The organism is Streptomyces asiaticus, from assembly GCF_018138715.1.
Lineage (GTDB): Bacteria > Actinomycetota > Actinomycetes > Streptomycetales > Streptomycetaceae > Streptomyces > Streptomyces asiaticus.
The window spans coordinates 8,401,419-8,418,007 of the sequence record NZ_JAGSHX010000006.1; the positions used below are offsets into that span (position 1 = coordinate 8,401,419).

Below are 16,589 nucleotides of genomic sequence, written 5' to 3' on the forward strand. Positions count from 1 at the left end.
GACGAACACGTTCAGCAGTGGTGGCTGCTGGGCGCGACCGGTGGGACGGTTCTCAGCGTCACCGCTTGTTGACCCTCAGTGATACTGATACTCGTCCAGGGTCGGTCCCACCGCGCGCATGCGCAACTCGGCCGCCTCACCTCTTCGAGGCATGCCTCCGGGCGGACCGGACGGCGTCGAGGAAGCGGCTGGCGGCGCCCGAGCCGGACTTGGCCGAGGCCGACTTGGCGTCCTGCGAGCCGAGGGTGAGGCGGTAACGGGTGCCGTTCACGGTGGCCATGGCCTGGTCCCCGTCCACGAACCAGGGCTTGCTCGCACGCACCGACTGCACGGGCGCGCTGTCGATCTCGCTGCCGTAGCTGGTCAGCAACTGGAGCCGGCCGTCCTTGATCATGACCTGTCCGGCGCGGGTGACCGAGCGCAGGAATCGCTCGATCCGCACTCCTCTGGCGTTGAACTCCGTATCGGCCATCACACAACCGCCTCCCCGATGGCTCCGACTGGCACTGTGCCGCCGCCTCTCATTTTCCCTGTTGCGCAGTGTGCCCGTGACCGGCCCCGGACACCAGGGCGCACTGGGGGACAATGAGGATCGAAACGGCATGAGTATGCCACCTGGGCTGGGCGTGGGGCACAAGCAGGAGGAGTGGGCGTTGGACGGCACGGCGCACGGGAGTACCGAGACGATCGACGTGGATCGCAGCGACCACGGCTACCGCGAGTGGCTGAAGGAAGCCGTCCGTAAGGTGCAGGCCGACGCCCAGCGGTCCGCGGACACCCACCTGCTGAGCTTCCCGCTGCCCGAGCGCTGGGGGATCGACCTCTACCTCAAGGACGAGTCCACCCACCCCACGGGAAGCCTCAAGCACCGCCTGGCACGCTCGCTGTTCCTCTATGGGCTGTGCAACGGCTGGATCCGGCCGGGCAAACCCGTGATCGAGGCGTCCAGTGGCTCGACCGCCGTATCCGAGGCGTACTTCGCCAAGCTGATCGGGGTGCCCTTCATCGCGGTGATGCCCCGCACGACCAGCCGGGAGAAGTGCCGCCTGATCGAATTCCATGGCGGCCAGTGCCATTTCGTGGACGACCCGCGGACGATGTACGAGGAGTCCGCAACCCTCGCGGCGGAATCCGGGGGCCACTACATGGACCAGTTCACCTACGCCGAGCGGGCCACGGACTGGCGCGGCAACAACAACATCGCCGAGTCGATCTATCAGCAGCTGCGTCTGGAGCGCTATCCCGAACCGGCGTGGGTCGTGGCCACGGCGGGCACCGGTGGCACGTCGGCGACCCTCGCCCGCTATGTCCACTACATGCAGTACGACACCCGGGTGTGCGTCGCCGACCCGGAGAACTCCTGCTTCTTCGACGGCTGGGTGCACCATGACGCCCACGCCTCCAGCGACCACGGCTCACGCATCGAGGGCATCGGCCGCCCCCGGATGGAGCCCAGCTTCGTACCGGGCGCGATCGACCGGATGATGAAGGTCCCGGACGCGGCGAGCGTCGCCGCCGTGCGCGCCCTGGAGCGGGCCATCGGCCGTAAGGCGGGCGGCTCCACCGGGACGGGGCTGTGGAGCGCGCTGCGGATCGTCGCGGAGATGGTGGCCGCGGGGCGGACCGGGAGCGTGGTGACGCTGCTGTGCGATCCGGGGGAGCGGTATTTGGACAAGTACTACTCGGACGCGTGGCTCGAGGAGCAGGGGCTGGACATCGAGCCGTATGTGAAGACGCTCGACATCTTCCTCACCACGGGTAACTGGACGGACTGACCTCCGCCCTTACGGCCACCGCCACGCCCTTACGTCCACCGCCACGCGCGTACGGTCGCCGTCATGCCCTTACGGTCGCCGCCTCGCCCTTACGGCCGTCGTCAGGCCGCCGCCACCATCCGGTCCAGGTTCCGCACCGCCTGGTGGAACGCGCGCCGCAGACCCGGCCGCATCGCCCGTACGGCACCGCGCAGCACCGCCGTGCCGTCCACCGCGAAGACATAGCGCACCACGGTACCGCCGTCCGACGGCCGCAGTGTCCACTCCTCCAGCAGGGCCCGCAGCCCCGGTACGTTGGTCTCGTCGACGCGGTAGGCGTAGCGCTCGTGCGGATCCGCCGCCATGACCGTCTCGCGGAAGCGGGTGCCGCCCATGAGGCGGATCTCCCTGCCCTTGCCGCCGTCCGTGGAGCGGGCGTCCTTCACCTGCCGGAACCACCGCGGCCAGCCCTCGACGTCGGTGAACGCCTCGAACACCGCCTCCGGAGCGGCCGAGACCTTGGCGACGAAGACGAGCCGCACCGGGGCGGTCTCGGCGTACTCCAGTCCGACGGAACGCAACCGGTGTGTCATGGACACACGATAACTGTCGGGGTGTCAGATGTCTGCGGTGCGGACCGGCTCGCCCGCCACCACCAGCTCCGGCAGATACTCGGAGATCTCCGCCCGCGCCTCCTCCGGCAGCCCCGGGTCCGTGACCAGCGCGTCCACCTGGTCCAGCGAGGCGAAGGAACTCAGCCCCACCGTGCCCCACTTGGTGTGGTCCGCGACCACCACCACCCGGCGCGCGGCCCTGACGAAGTGGCGGTTGGTCTCCGCCTCCGCGAGATTCGGCGTCGACAGACCCGCCTCCACCGATATGCCGTGCACCCCGAGGAAGAGCACATCGAAGTGGAGCGAGCGCACCGCCGCGTCCGCGACCGGCCCCACCAGCGTGTCCGACGGCGTCCGCACCCCGCCGGTGAGCACGACGGTGGCCGCGCCCGGGCGCGGGCCCACCCCGCCGAGCGCCGCCGACCGCTGGGCGTTGTAGAACACATCGGCCACCCGGACCGAGTTCGTGACCACGGTCAGATCCGGCACCTCCAGCAGCTGCTGGGCCAGTGCGAAGGCCGTGGTGCCCCCGGCCAGGGCGATCGCGGTGCCCGGCGTGGCCATCGCGGCCGCCGCCTTGGCGATGTCCTCCTTGGCGCTCAGCTCGAGGCCCGACTTGGCCTCGAACCCGGGCTCGTACGTGCTCGCCTCGGCCACCGGCACGGCCCCGCCGTGCACCTTCTCCACGACGCCCAGCCTGGCCAGCGCGTCGAGATCGCGACGAACCGTCATGTCCGAGACATTGAGCTTGCGCGTCAGCTCGTTCACCCGGACCCCGCCGCGCCGCCTGACCTCATCGAGAATCAGGGCACGCCGCTGCTCCGCGAGCAGGTTCTGGTTGTCGCTCACCCTGCCACGTCTCCCTCCGGTCGGCCCTCGTCGCCCGCGCGTTCATCTTCGCATGAGGCGAAGACAGCGGAGTGCCGGTGCACCCAGGGTTACGATTTCGGCACGCCCGCCGTGTCAGGGTCGGGGAAGGTGGCCGATGGGCACAATCCTGGAGCCAGAACGACCGCACCACACCGGATCGGGGGACACGGTGCCATCGACCATGCGTACGGACACACCGGCCGACGCGTCGGAACACGCGAAAACAGCCCGCAAGGGCGGGGCGCCACCACCCGATCTGGAACTCCTCGTGCACGGAGTGGGCGGCACCACCCCCGCGGAGATGCTGGGCGATCCGCGCACCGGCCTGGTCACCGGCGACGAGACCGCGGCGGTCTACCGCAGGGCGGACGACATCGACGCCGAGCAGCGCCCGCCGGAGGACCGCGAGGGCCCGGACCGTGACGGCCCGATCCGCGAGGCGTACGTCTGGTGCAACCTCACCTCGGGCAACAGCTCCCGGGCCCTGTGGCTGCTCTTACTGCCGTTCATGGTCGCCAACCTCGCCCACTGGATGCGGCCCCCGGCCGACCGGCGCGAGCGGACCGTGCGCACCTACGGCCTGCTCGTCCGGCTCGTGGCGCTCACCCTGACCGTGCTGCTGATCGCCGGGGCCTGCGAGGTGGCCCTGGACCTGGTCGCCTGGCAGTGCGCCGGTTCGGCCGACTGCGCCGGGGGGAAGTCCTGGCTCGGCTTCCTGTCCCCGGAGAACCACGGCTGGTGGAGCCAGCCCGGCCGCAGGCTCGCGCTCGCCGCGGTGCTGCCCGGCGCGCTCACCGGACTGCTGTGGTACCTGTCCAACCGCACCTGGAGCGCGTACGAGGCCTCCCCGCCGCTGGAGCGCCCCGTCGACGAGTCCGCGCCCGAGGCGGGCAACCGCCCCGCGCTGTGCCTGCCCGGCTTCTGGTACGGCCGCAGGATCGTCGCCCGGCTGCGCGCCGCGCACACCGCTGCGGGCTTCCTCACCATCGCGGCGGGCCTGATCCTGCCCACCACCACCTATGACCGCGAGCCGGGCGGCGGCGGGCTTCAGGACACCGCGGGCTGGGCGCTGCTGACGCTGCTCTGCGCGGGCGCGGTCACGGTGGTGGCCGTGGTGTGCCACCGCGGCCGCAGCGAGTCCAAGGTCGACGGGGAGCTGGACCGCCTCACCATCACCGCGCTGCCCGGCGCCGCCCTCGCGGTGCTGGCGCTCTCCGTCCTGTACGCCGGCTGGTCCCGCCCCGGCTGGGCCTCCACCGACCAGCTGCCGGGCAACAAGGCGTTCTGCGCCATCGCCATCGGGGAGGGCGCGCTGATCGTGACCATGGCGGTGTGCGCCCTGGTCCTGCACCGGGCGGCGCCCGGCCGCACCCCGCTGTACGGGCTCGCCGGGCCCGCCGTCGCCGTGCTCGCCTGCGGGCTCGGGGCGGTGCTCGCGGGCGGTGTCGCCCAGCGCTTCGCCGACTGGCTGGACGGCGGCGGCACCCCGGGTGAGGGGCCCGGGATAGCGCCTCCGGTGCTGCTGACCTGGCTGGCCACCGCCATCCCCGCCCTGCTGCTGGTCCTGGTCGTCCTGTTGGTGATCTTCACCGTAAGGGTGTGGCGGGTGCGCAACCGGCTGCTGCCGACCATCATGGACGGCTATCCGGGGGAGCGGCCCGACGCCGTACGCACCCGGCGGATCGCGGCCACGATCGCCCGCGCGGGCCTCACCGACTCCGCCCCCTGGATCGTCGGCCCGGTCGCGCTGCTGACCCTGCTGTTCGGCGCCCTGGCCGTCACCGCGGCCTGGGTCACCGACGAGGTGCCGGGGCGGGCCGCCGACGGCGCGCCCGGGGCCGTGGACGCCGCCGCCCAGACGGCGCAGGCGCTGGGCTCCTGGCTGATGGGGCTGGCCTTCCTGATGCTGGTCACATTTGCCCGTCGCGCCTACCGCAGCCCCTCGGCCCGCCGCACCATCGGCATCCTGTGGGACGTGGGCACCTTCTGGCCGCGCGCCGCCCACCCCTTCGCGCCGCCGTGCTACGCCGAGCGGGCGGTGCCCGACCTGACCTGGCGGATGGAGACCTGGACCCGCCGGCACGGCGGCCGGCTGGTCATCTCCGGCCACTCCCAGGGCAGTGTGCTGGCCGCCGCGGCGGTCTGGCAGGTGGACCACCGCACCCGCGGCCAGGTCGCGCTGCTCACCTACGGCTCACCGCTGGAGCGGCTCTACGGGCGCTGGTTCCCCGCCTACTTCGGGCCCACCCAGCTGCTCTCGCTCCACGGTGAGGTGCGCTGCTGGCGCAATCTGTGGCGCTACACCGACCCGATCGGCGGCCCCATCAAGCTGCCCGACGGCAGCGGGCCCGAGGTCGACTGCGACGCGTTCAAGGACCCGCTGGCCTACGGCCGTACGACCGAACACCCGCTGCCCGCGCCGATCCTGGGACACGGCGACTACCAGGCCGACCCCGCCTTCGACCGGGAGCGGGCCGGGCTGCTGGCCCGGCTCCCGGAGCAGACGCCGCCACCCGCGGAGGAGGCCGCCGGTCAGATGAGCTCCGGCAGGTCCTCGGGATAGAGCAGTGTGAGGTCGTCCGTGGTCGGGTCGCTCAGCTGGGCGACCCGGCCCGCGTGCCGCTCCACCATCGCCTCGAAGGTCTGCCGTGCGGTGCGGCCGTTCCCGAACGCCGGGCCCTTGGGAAGCGCCGTGAAGTACTTCAGCAGCCCCTCCGACGCCCCCTCGCCGATCCGGTACTCATGCTCCTCGGCCTGCTGCTCCACGATCCGCAGCAGCTCCTCCGGGCTGTAGTCGCCGAAGGTGATGGTGCGCGAGAAACGGGAGGCCACACCGGGGTTGACGGACAGGAAGCGCTCCATCTCCGCCGTGTACCCCGCGACGATGACCACCACCGAGTCCCGGTGGTCCTCCATCAGCTTGACCAGGGTGTCTATGGCCTCCCGGCCGAAGTCCCGGCCGGAGTCCTCCGGGGAGAGGGCGTACGCCTCGTCGATGAACAGCACCCCGCCGCGCGCCCGGTCGAACGCCTCCTGGGTGCGGATGGCCGTGGAGCCGATGTGCTCACCGACCAGGTCCACCCGGGAGACCTCCACCAGATGGCCGCGCTCCAGCACCCCGAGGGAGGCCAGGATCTCCCCGTAGAGCCGGGCGACCGTCGTCTTACCGGTGCCGGGGGAGCCGGTGAAGACCAGATGGCGGCGGACGGAGGCGGCCTTGAGCCCGGCCTCCTGACGCCGCCGGCCCACCTCGATCATGTCGGTGAGGGCCCGCACCTCGCGCTTGACGCTCTCCAGCCCGACCAGCGCGTCCAGTTCGCCCAGCACCGCCGTGGACGGGCGGACGGCGACCGGGGGCTCGGCGGCGGGCGCGGAGGTCTGGGCGGCTCGCTGCGCCGGGACGCCGCCCAGCAGCCCGCCCGTCGAGGCGGTCTCCACGGCGGGGGCGGTGATCTGGGGCTGGCCGGGCGCGCCCGGGGAGCCCAGCGCCGTGGTGGCGCTCTCGTCGCTGGTGCAGTCCTCGACGACCGGCCCCGCCTCGGAGAACTCGTAGCCCCCGCGCGCACACCGCTCCGTACGGCACCGGGTCAGGGTGGTGCGGCAGCCGTCGATGATGTGGAAGCCATACCCCCCGCTGCCGGTCACCCGGCAGCCGGTGAAGGTGCCCCGGCCCTCGGCGGAGACATAGAACCCGGCCTCCGTCGGCCCGGAGACCGTGGTGCGCTCGACCGTCGGATCGGCGCCCTTGGTGACGATCACTCCGGTGGCGGCACCGTCTATGGTGCAGTTGGCGAGCGTGCCGCCGCTGCCGTGGTCACGGAACCACGCCCCGGTGGCCGCCTCCCGGATGCGGCAGTCGTCCAGCTGGACGATGGCCCCGTCGCTGACCGAGACCGCGGTGGAGCGCACCTGGGACAGATCGCTGTCGACCACATCGACCCGCGACCCCCGGTCCAGGACGAACAGGGCGTCCGGCACCTCGCGCACCCGGCACGAGTCGAGCACCGCGGTCGCCCCGTCGCTCACCCACACCGCCGGATAGTCGCCGGTGCTCTCGTGCAGCTCGCACTGGTTGGCGTCCACCCGGGTGCCCGGATCCCACACCGACAGGCCGTTGCGCCCGAACCGGCGCACCGTGGAGCGGGTCAGCGTCAGCACCGAACGCGACCTCAGGTCGATCGCGTTCTCCGGGATGTCATGGATCTCGCAGTCGGCGAGCGTGAGCACCGCGTCCGTGTCCAGGTTGACCCCGTCCCCCGTCGTACGGTGCACCCGGCAGTCGGTCAGAATCCCGGTCGCGCGCCCGGAGACCTGCACCCCGGCGCCCCGGATCTCGTACACCTCACAGCCGACGGCCTCCAGCGACGAGCCCTCGCCGGTCAGCGAGAACCCCGCCCCGGAGGCGTGGTGCACCCGGCAGCGGTCCAGGCGCGGACGGGCGCCGCCGCGCACCGCCACCCCGGACTGCCCGGCGGCCACCACCTCGCACTCCTCGAACACCCCGCCCGCGCCGTCCAGCACGCTGAGCCCGACGCCCGCGGGGTTGTCCACGGTGCAGCGCCGCACGGTCGGGCGGGCGCCGCCGCGCACCTCGATGCCGACCGCCGAGCGCGTGGCGACCCGTACGTCCGTCAGCTCCGGGGTGCCGTCCTCGATCAGCAGCGCGGGGGCGGCCGAGTCCTGGCCCTCGACATGCAGATCCTGGACCACGGCGGAGGCCCGTACCGTCAGGGCGACTCCGTCCACCGGTGCGATCCGCACCGAACCGCGCGCCGAGCCCTCGGGCCCGCGCAGGGTGACGGCCCGGCCCACCACCAGATTCTCGCGGTAGGTGCCGGGCGAGATGGAGAGCACATCACCGTCCCCGGCGGCCTCCAGGGCCGCCGTGAGGGAGGCGTACTCTCCGGTGCGGCGCCGCCACCGCGACGTTCCGCTGTGCGTCACCTGGACGACCGAGCCCTGTGCCATGGTGCTGCTGTGCCCCCACCTCGTGCGTTGCCGGTGTGCGCGCCTGACCGCCGCTGCTGACTGCCGCTGCGCATATGGAATGCCCCACCGTAGCGTGCGCGAGGCGCCATGAGTTGACGTGGCTGTGGAGCACGGGGGGAGTTGTGTGTTCGTATGACAACTCCCGGCCGGGCGTTGCCCGCTCGCACGGGTCAGCTGTCGGCGTCCGCCCGTCCCCAGTCTTGACCGGCCCGCTCCCAGGCGATGCCCCACTGTGTGTAGCGCCGGCGCATGAGCCGCCATACGACCAGCCGCCGGGCGCCGTCCACCAGGACCGCCGTCACCCCGGCCGCGCCGATTCCGGCCAGCACGGCGTGGGTGGTGGCCGTCGCGGTGTCCAGCGGGCGGCCCACCGGGCGACCGTGGTCATCGGTCCAGATCCGGAACCGCTCACCGGGATCAGCGCCGGGATGAGCGCCCAGCGTGCCCTCGTGGCTGCTGCCGTCCGGCCCCGTCCAGTGGGCGAGGACGCGGCGATGGGCGTCTCTCGCGGAAGCGGTCTCGGGGTCGGAGTCGATGGGTGGATGCGGCAGCACCTTGACCACGGTGGCCGAGAGCGGATGACGCTCGGCGCGCTGCTTCTGCGCGGCCTTCACCAGCGCCCCGTGTGCCAGGGACCCCGACGTCCAGCCGACGGCGGGGGCGACGAGCAGGATGAGCACCGCGGCGATCAGCGCCGCACACGCCTCCATCACGTCCGTCTTACGGCGCAGCGGGTTGCGCCGCCAGCGCCACAGCCCCCAGATCATTCGCATGGATCACATACCCCCTTCCCCATTCGTGAGTACCGCATGGCGGGCCGGATATGCGCGTTATTCGGTGGAGAGAGAGCAATATCACGGGGCCACCCCTTTCGCCGCTCCGGCGGGCCGTCGGCGGTGCAGGGGGACACACCAGACCAGCCGGGTGCCGCCCGCCTCGGGCGCCTCGATGTCCAAAGTGCCGCCCAGGAGTTCGGCCCGGGACCGCATATTGATCAGTCCTCCGATGGGGGCGGCGCCCCCCGTGCCCACCCCGTTGTCCGTGACCTCCAGGGTGACGTCGGCGCCGACGGTCAGCCGAACCTCCACCCGCTGGGCATGGGCGTGCCGCACGGTGTTGCTGAGCGCCTCGGCCAGCACCGCCAGCACATGGTCGCCGGTCTCGTCCGGCACATCGGTGTCCACCGGGCCGTCCATCAGCAGCGACGGCGCGAAGCCCAGGGTGTCCGAGGCCGAGCGGACCGCCTTGACCAACCGGCGCCGCAGCGTGGCGGGTTCGCCGCCGTCGTCCCCGACCGTACGCAGCGCGAAGATCGTGGAACGGATGATCTTGATGGTCTCGTCCAGGTCGTCGACGGCCCGCCCCACCCGCTCGGCCGCCTCCGGGCGCTCGATCAGCCGGCCCGCGCTCTGGAGGGTGAGCCCGGTCGCGAAGAGCCGCTGAATGGCCAGATCGTGAAGGTCCCGGGCGATCCGGTCCCGGTCCTGGAGCAGCGCCATGTGCTCGGACTCGGCGCGGTGCCGGGCCAGTTCCAGAGCCAGGGCCGCCTGCGCCGCGAACCCCGAGAGCAGCTCCACCTCGTGGTCGTCGAACGGCTGCCGCCCGGCCAGCCGGCACAGCCGCAGCGCACCGGAGGCCCGCTCGCCCGCGACCAGCGGTACGGCCACCACCGGGCCGAACTCGCTCTCCGGAGCCGGTAGCGGCCAGGACCGGGCCCGCGAGTCCACCCGTACGTCCGAGGCGACCGCGGGGCGCCCGGTGCGGGCCGCGAGCCCGGCCAGCGAGCCGTCGGACGGCACCACGAGCCCGCCGATGAGCTCGGCGTCATGCCCCTCGGCCACCTCGACCATCAGCGAGTCCGTGCCGGTGGCCGGCAGCAGGATCGCCGCCGAGTCGGCCAGGGCCACCTGGAGGGCGAGCCGGGCGATCAGACTCAGCACCTCGCCCGCCGAGGTGCCCGCCAGCAGCGTACGGGTGATGACGCCGAGCGCTTCCAGCCACTGCTCACGGCGCCGGCTCTCGTGGTACAGCCGGGCATTGTCGATGGCCACCCCGGCGGCGACCGACAAGGTGGTCAGCACCGCCTCGTCATCGGCGTCGAACTGGGCCCCGCCGCGCTTCTCGGTCAGATAGAGGTTCCCGAAGACCTCGTCACGGACCCGGATCGGCACGCCCAGGAACGAGCGCATCGGGGGATGGTGCTCGGGGAAGCCGTAGCTGGCCGGATGCTCGGACAGATCGGTGAGCCGCAGCGGCTGGGGGTGGCGGATCAGCTCGCCGAGCAGCCCATGGCCACTGGGCAACGGGCCGATGCGGTGCGCCTGTTCCTCGGACATGCCCACCGGCAGGAACTGCGAGAGCCGATGCCGGTCGACCACGCCCAGCGCGCCGTACTCCGCGTCGGCCAGCACCACCGCGGACTCCACGATCCGGCGCAGCACCTGCTCCAGGTCCAGCTCGCGGCCCACGCTGAGCACGGCCTCCAGGAGGCTGTGCATCCGGTCCTGGGTGGACCGGGCCGCGTCCAGCCGCGCCTGGAGCTCGTCGAGGAGTTGGTCGAGCCGGAGCTGGGGGAGGGCCGGATGGCGTCCCTGATCCGCGCTGCCCGACACCTGGCCTCCATCCCCCCATGACCCTCTCACCAGCAGGGTAGCCGGGGCGGGGGCCGGTGGTGGCGGGGATGGAAGGAACTCGGCCAGGGTCGGGGGGCCGCTGGGCGACGGGCGCCTAGGAAACCGGCACCACGGCGACCGGGCACTTGGCGTGATGCAGCACGGCGTGGTTGACAAGCCCCAGTTGCATGCCGAAGTGCCCCTGCCGCCGCCGGGCCCCCACCACCAGCAGATCCGCGTGTGCGGAGGCGTCCAGCAGCGCCTTGCGCGCCGAGCCCTCGACCGGGCGGTGGGCCACCGGCACCGGCGGCAGCCCGGCCGCCGTGGCGCCGCCCAGCGCCTCGTCCAGGAGCTCGGCGGCGCGCCGCTCGTGCGCATCACGCGCGCTCTGCGCCTCGCGTGTCCCTTGCGTCGCACGTCCCCCCTGCGCCTCACTCGCCCCCCGCTCCTCGTGCGCACCGTGGCCCCCGCGCCCGACGTGGTTCCCGGGCCCGCCGTGGTTCCCGGGCCTCGCGTGGTCCTCGGGGCCCGCACAGCGCCAGGCGTGCACGGCCTCCAGCTCGACGCCGCGCAGCCGCGCCTCGCGGAGGGCGAACGCCACGGCGGCGGAGGGCGGCGCGGGCTCCTGCTCGCCCGGGCGCTCGCGCTCGGCGATCCCCACCACCACCCGGTTCATCCCGCCGCGCACGTTCTCCGGGCGGCCGCGCACCACGACCACCGGGCACTGGGCGCGAGCCGCGATGCCCAGCCCGACCGAGCCGAGCAGCAGCGAGGCGAACTCGCCGCGGCCGCGCGAGCCGACCACCAGCGCCTCGGCGCTCTTCCCGGCGCGCAGCAGGGCGGTGACCGCGTCGTCCGCCGCCAGATCGGTCATCACCTTCAGGGTCGGCACCCGCCGCCCGGCCCGCTCGGCCGCGGCGGCCAGCACCGCCTCGCTGTGCAGCCGCTCGGCGGGGCGGTCGGCGGTCGTTCCGGGGATGTAGCCCTCGTACCGCTCCCACAGCGAGGCGTGGACGACGCGCAGCGGCAGCCCGCGGCGCCCGGCCATCTCGGCCGCCCAGTCCAGTGCGTCCGAGGCGGCGTCCGAACCGTCGACCCCGACGACCACGGGAAGCTCCACCGTGCCCACCGCCTCTCCTGCCGGCACCTGGAAATGTCCCTTCCCATTGTCCCGCCGAAGCGGTCGCCGAGGGAGTCCGGCGGCTCACTCAGCGCAGCCGCATGGCCAGTGTCACCACGGCGCCCACCGCCCCCGCGCTGATCACCAGCCGGTCGGTGACCAGCTGGGTCAGCCACAGGCCGCGGCCGCTGGTCGCGCCGTCCAGCCCCGGCAGGATCCGCGGGATGACGTCCTCGGAGAAGCCGGGGCCGGAGTCGCTGATCCGGCACTCCAGCTCGTCGCCGATCCGCCGCAGCAGCAGGGATCCGGTGCCGCCCGCGTGCTCGATGGCGTTGTTGGCGATCTCGTCCACGGCCAGCACGAAGTCCCCGCGGCGGGTCTCGCTGAGCCCGGCCCAGGCCGCGCACTCCTCGACCTGCACCCGCAGCCGGGGCAGCTCATCGGCGGTGAAATGACGGTGGAGCAGGTGTTCTCCGGCTCGATCGGCGGACCGACGACGAGGGTCGGCTAGCACCAGTGCCTCCCGTTTGGTGACGAGTACGAGCGACAACACAGGGTCGGTGAAGCAGCCGAGGGTACGGGGAGCGGCCTCTCATTGGTCACGACGACCACGAATGACATGTCATATCGGAAACGTGACCGAAAATGGGTAAGGGTGAAGCGATACCCGATCGACGGTGTATCGCTTCGGATCGGCTGTCTCTCGTATCCACAGCTCGCCCGCTCAGAGACCGCCGAGGGGCGAGGGGGGAGAGGAGACGGCAGAGTGAGGTCATGATGGGACTGCTGAGCGCGCTGAAGACCGAACACCGTGAGCGGCTGATGGCGCTCGCCCACGATGTGTCCTTCCCCTCGGGCGGCCGCATCTTCGAGGAAGGCCGTAAGGCCGACCGTTTCTGGATCATCCGCACCGGCGCGGTCACCCTCGATCTGCATGTCCCGGGGCGGCGGGCCGCGGTGATCGAGACCCTCGGCCCCGGAGAGCTCATCGGCTGGTCCTGGCTCTTCCCGCCGGACACCTGGCACCTGGGCGCGGAGGCGCTCAGCCCGGTGCGCGCACACGAGTTCAACGCCGAGGCGGTGCGCCGGCTGTGCGACGAGGACCCGGAACTCGGCTACGCCCTCGCGTTGGCCTGCGCTCAGGTGATCGGACGCCGGCTCCAGAGCGCCCGCACCCGGCTGCTGGATCTGTACGGGCCCTACGCGGGTGGAATCTCGCCATGACCGGGCCCTCGCCATGACCGGGCCGGAGGGTGCGGCGGGCGGCCCGGGGGCCGAATGGCCCCTTACGCTTCCCCGCGCCAGAACGTGAAGCTGGGCAGCCGGATCGCGACCGGCGACCCGCGCGCCATGGAGGAGAGGCCGTGCCCCAGACAGTCGACCCCGACGGCCCCATCGGGGTCTTTCTGCTCGACGACCACGAGGTGGTGCGGCGCGGACTGCGTGATCTGCTCGACGCCGAATCCGATCTGAAGGTGGTCGGCGAGGCGGCCAACGCCCGCGAGGCCATCGCCCGCGCCCCCGCCGTACGGCCACACGTCGCGGTGCTCGACGTACGGCTCGGCTCCTCGGGCGAGGGCGGGGACCACGAAGGGATCGAGGTCTGCCGGGAGTTGCGGGCCCGGCTCCCCGACCTCGCCTGTCTGATGCTGACGTCCTTCGACGACGACGAGGCGCTGTTCGACGCCATCATGGCCGGGGCCGCGGGCTATGTGCTCAAGCAGATCAACGGGTCCGACCTGGTGTCGGCGGTGCGCACGGTGGCCGAAGGCCGCTCCATGCTCGACCCCGGCGCCACCTCCCGGGTGATGGCCCGGCTGCGCGGCCCCGCGCCCAGCGGGCCCGTGGAACTGGAGAAGCTGTCCCCGCGGGAGCGGGAGATCCTCCAGCTCATCGGCGACGGACTGACCAACAGGCAGATCGCCGAGCGGCTGTTCCTGGCCGAGAAGACCGTCAAGAACCGCATCTCCTCGATCCTGTCCAAGCTGGGCGTGGGGCGGCGCATCCAGGCCGCGGTGATCGCCGAGCGGATCAAGGAGCGCGAAGCGGGTCAGTGAGCCCGTGGGCGATGCCCGGTGCGGGTATCCGGTCCGGATGACGCCCTTACGGTCGCCGCCATGGACGGTGGTGGCCGCCACGATAGCGGTGGCCGCCATCCACGGCGGCCGCGTGTGTTTCGCGTGGAGCGCGAGACCGGTCCCCTACCGGCCCCGCGCCCCACGCCGAGCGGGGCGGGACCGGTCGACATGCTCATCACCGCAGTGGAGTGAGAGCCCGGCCCACCCCGGTGGCGGAGTTGGCTCGCGGAACTGTTCGGTCCAGCATCGCGGTGCGCCCCGTCGCCGGGTAGGGGCCGAACGGCCCTCATATATCGGGCGCGGACGGCCCTCACAACAAATCAGGGGCCGGACGGGGACACCCCATCCGGCCCGGACCTTCCCGCGACCGGGCACAGCCCGGTCGCATCACCTCCCGACGTGTGTCAGTAGCCGCCTCCCGGCTGCGGCGCCCGGCCGCCCGGGTACTGCTGACGGCCGTAAGGGTCGTCATACGGAGAGGGGGCGGGTGCCGCCGGGCGAGGCGCGACCGGACGCGTCATGGCCGGGCGCATCGCCTCGTACCCCATCGGCGAGGCCGGCGCGGGGCGCTGCATCTGCGGCTGCTGGGCGCCCGGGTAGCCCCGCGGTCCCGTCGGCTGCGGCGGGATGTAGGGCGAGTGCGCCTGCTGTAGGCCGGTGGGCTGCGGCGCCTGCTGCTGGTACCCCTGGTGCATGGGCTGCGGGGAGGGGGCGGCCGGCAGCGCGGGGAGCGCCGAGGGCAGCGCCGGAAGATGACTTCCGGTGTCATAGGCCGACGGCACCCTGATGGGCGCGATCTGCGGTGTCCCCCGCTCGGCGACAAGACTGTCGTAGATGGGGGTGTCCGGGAAGGACGGCGAGGAGTAGTAGCCGCCACCGTAAGTGCTGCGGGGGGAGGTCATAGACCATAAGTTAAGCCCACCATGTGCTGATTGGGGAGTCCGGTAGGAGGGTTGTTTTCAGTGTTCGGAGTGGCCGTGGATCCCCAATACGAGCGAACCCGGGAAAATCGGTCGTCAGGGTACGTTGAGATCGTGTAAAGAGCGCGTTTTCAGCGGGTAGCCACCCGTCGTCCGTGCTGTGCGACGGCCGAGCGGCCCGATCCGAGTGAACAGAAAGGCAGGGGGACGGAAATGGCGATGCGCAAGGGCGGTAACACGCCAGTACCGGCTGACGCCGTGCGGATCGAGCTGGGCTGGCGCGCCGGACCGGGGGCGCCAGACGTGGATGCCTCGGCGCTGTTGCTGGTGTCCGGAAAGGTCAGGTCCGACGGGGACTTCGTGTTCTACAACCAGGCGGCGCACTCCTCCGGCGCGGTGCGCCACGAGGGGAAGCGGACCGCGGGTGACACGGTGACCGACACCCTTTCGGTGGACCTCGCCCGGGTCGAGCCCGCCGTCGACACCGTGGTCCTCGCGGCCTCGGCCGATGGCGGAACGTTCAGCCAGGTCCCCGGTCTGCACATCCGGGTGCTGAACGCGGCGGGCGGCGCGGAGATCGCCCGCTTCGACAGCGAGGACGCCACCGTCGAGACCGCCTTCGTCCTCGGCGAGCTGTACCGCAGGCAGGGCGCCTGGAAGTTCCGCGCGGTGGGACAGGGCTACCAGAGCGGTCTCGCGGGGCTCGCCACGGACTTCGGCATCTCGGTCGACGAGCCGCAGCAGACGCCGGCTCAGCCCGCCGCCCCGGCTCCGGCCCCCGCCGCCCCGCCGAACGCCGGGCAGAACCCGTACGCGGCCCAGAACCCGTACGCCGCCCCGGCGCCGCCCGCCGCCCCCGCGCCGCCGTCCGGCCCGCCCGCCGGGGCGTACCCGCCCCCGACGCCCACCGCCGTCTCCACGCCCCTGCCGCCGCCCCCGCCCACCGCACCGGCCACCCCGGCCCCCGCGCCCGCCGCGGCGCCGGTGAGCCTCAGCAAGGTCACCCTGACGAAGGAGGCCCCCTCGGTCTCGCTGACCAAGCAGGGCGGCACCTCCGGCACCATGCGGATCAACCTCAACTGGCAGGTGCACAAGCAGTTCTCGGGGTGGGCCTCCAAGCTGGGCCGGGCCATGGCCATGCACAGCGACCTCGATCTCGACCTGGGGGCGCTGTTCGAACTCGCCGACGGCAGCAAGGGCGTGGTCCAGGCGCTCGGCAACTCCTTCGGCTCCCTGCACCAGCCGCCCTTCATCCACCTGGACGCCGACGACCGGACCGGTGCCCGGGCGACCGGTGAGAACCTCACCATCAACCTGGACCAGCAGAAGCTGTTCCGCCGGATCCTGGTCTTCGTGACCATCTACGAGGGCGCCCGCAGCTTCGCCAACCTCCACGCCACGGTCACCCTGCAACCGCAGTTCGGCGCCCCGATCGACTTCTCGCTCGACGAGTGCACCGTCCCGTCCCCGGTCTGCGCCCTCGCGCTCATCACCAACACCGGCGGCGAGCTCGTCGTGCAGCGCGAGGCCCGCTATCTGGTGCCGCAGCGCGGCACCAGCCCGCAGCGCACCCTCGACCACGCCTACGGCTGGGGCATGAACTGGACCCCCGGCCGCAAGTGAAACCCCGGT

General features: G+C 72.5%; 14 protein-coding genes. 5 read left to right on the top strand and 9 right to left on the bottom strand.

Translation table 11 applies throughout. The features are described 5' to 3' along the window. Positions 1-136: 136 nt before the first annotated feature. Positions 137-472: a hypothetical protein gene (locus KHP12_RS43770; protein WP_086879966.1), complete on the bottom strand. Its 336-nt coding sequence runs from the start codon at positions 470-472 to the stop codon at positions 137-139. 136 nt (positions 473-608) lie between these two features. On the opposite strand from KHP12_RS43770, the gene KHP12_RS43775 reads away from it, so the two are divergent. Beyond that, positions 609-1,775: a PLP-dependent cysteine synthase family protein gene (locus tag KHP12_RS43775; RefSeq protein ID WP_244202540.1), complete on the top strand. Its 1,167-nt coding sequence runs from the start codon at positions 609-611 to the stop codon at positions 1,773-1,775. Between the two features lie 101 nt (positions 1,776-1,876). Here the strand turns inward: KHP12_RS43775 and KHP12_RS43780 are convergent, their stop codons facing one another. Both KHP12_RS43780 and KHP12_RS43785 read right to left on the bottom strand, forming a co-directional pair. Beyond that, positions 1,877-2,347 (bottom strand): SRPBCC family protein, encoded by a 471-nt coding sequence (locus KHP12_RS43780; protein WP_086879967.1) that lies wholly within the window; start codon positions 2,345-2,347, stop codon positions 1,877-1,879. 24 nt (positions 2,348-2,371) lie between these two features. Beyond that, on the bottom strand, positions 2,372-3,217 hold the full coding sequence (locus KHP12_RS43785) for a DeoR/GlpR family DNA-binding transcription regulator (RefSeq protein WP_020873486.1): 846 nt from the start codon (positions 3,215-3,217) through the stop codon (positions 2,372-2,374). Positions 3,218-3,419: 202 nt separating this feature from the next. Here KHP12_RS43785 and KHP12_RS43790 point away from each other — a divergent pair, with 202 nt between their 5' ends. Then, on the top strand, positions 3,420-5,801 hold the full coding sequence (locus KHP12_RS43790; RefSeq protein ID WP_244202539.1) for a hypothetical protein: 2,382 nt from the start codon (positions 3,420-3,422) through the stop codon (positions 5,799-5,801). On the opposite strand, the gene KHP12_RS43795 is transcribed toward KHP12_RS43790, so the two are convergent. The 5 genes from KHP12_RS43795 to KHP12_RS43815 form a co-directional block, all read right to left on the bottom strand. Beyond that, positions 5,771-8,206 (bottom strand): right-handed parallel beta-helix repeat-containing protein, encoded by a 2,436-nt coding sequence (locus KHP12_RS43795; protein ID WP_086879968.1) that lies wholly within the window; start codon positions 8,204-8,206, stop codon positions 5,771-5,773. The genes KHP12_RS43790 and KHP12_RS43795 overlap by 31 nt on opposite strands. Before the next feature lie 191 nt (positions 8,207-8,397). Beyond that, the gene (locus KHP12_RS43800; protein WP_086879969.1) at positions 8,398-9,000 is read right to left on the bottom strand and encodes an Rv1733c family protein; all 603 of its coding nucleotides are present in this window, start codon (positions 8,998-9,000) and stop codon (positions 8,398-8,400) included. A gap of 81 nt (positions 9,001-9,081) precedes the next feature. Further along, positions 9,082-10,839 (bottom strand): GAF domain-containing sensor histidine kinase, encoded by a 1,758-nt coding sequence (locus tag KHP12_RS43805; RefSeq protein WP_086879970.1) that lies wholly within the window; start codon positions 10,837-10,839, stop codon positions 9,082-9,084. A gap of 115 nt (positions 10,840-10,954) precedes the next feature. Continuing rightward, positions 10,955-11,968 carry a universal stress protein gene (locus KHP12_RS43810; RefSeq protein ID WP_210610352.1) on the bottom strand — a complete coding sequence of 338 codons (1,014 nt, stop codon included), beginning with the start codon at positions 11,966-11,968 and terminating at the stop codon, positions 10,955-10,957. 79 nt (positions 11,969-12,047) lie between these two features. Continuing rightward, positions 12,048-12,473, bottom strand: a complete 426-nt coding sequence (locus KHP12_RS43815) for an ATP-binding protein (protein ID WP_051573807.1) — start codon at positions 12,471-12,473, stop codon at positions 12,048-12,050. 260 nt (positions 12,474-12,733) lie between these two features. On the opposite strand from KHP12_RS43815, the gene KHP12_RS43820 reads away from it, so the two are divergent. Both KHP12_RS43820 and KHP12_RS43825 read left to right on the top strand, forming a co-directional pair. Then, a complete protein-coding gene (locus KHP12_RS43820; RefSeq protein WP_020873493.1) occupies positions 12,734-13,183 on the top strand; it encodes a Crp/Fnr family transcriptional regulator in 450 nt (149 codons plus the stop codon). A 140-nt stretch (positions 13,184-13,323) separates the two neighbouring features. Further along, positions 13,324-14,016, top strand: coding sequence for a response regulator (locus KHP12_RS43825; RefSeq protein WP_086886286.1), 693 nt, complete (start codon positions 13,324-13,326; stop codon positions 14,014-14,016). A gap of 425 nt (positions 14,017-14,441) precedes the next feature. Here KHP12_RS43825 and KHP12_RS43830 read toward each other — a convergent pair whose 3' ends face one another. After that, complete coding sequence (locus tag KHP12_RS43830; RefSeq protein WP_086886285.1) at positions 14,442-14,939, bottom strand: DUF6643 family protein; 498 nt, start codon at positions 14,937-14,939, stop codon at positions 14,442-14,444. Between the two features lie 237 nt (positions 14,940-15,176). On the opposite strand from KHP12_RS43830, the gene KHP12_RS43835 reads away from it, so the two are divergent. Continuing rightward, positions 15,177-16,580 carry a TerD family protein gene (locus tag KHP12_RS43835; protein ID WP_210610350.1) on the top strand — a complete coding sequence of 468 codons (1,404 nt, stop codon included), beginning with the start codon at positions 15,177-15,179 and terminating at the stop codon, positions 16,578-16,580. Positions 16,581-16,589 lie beyond the last annotated feature (9 nt).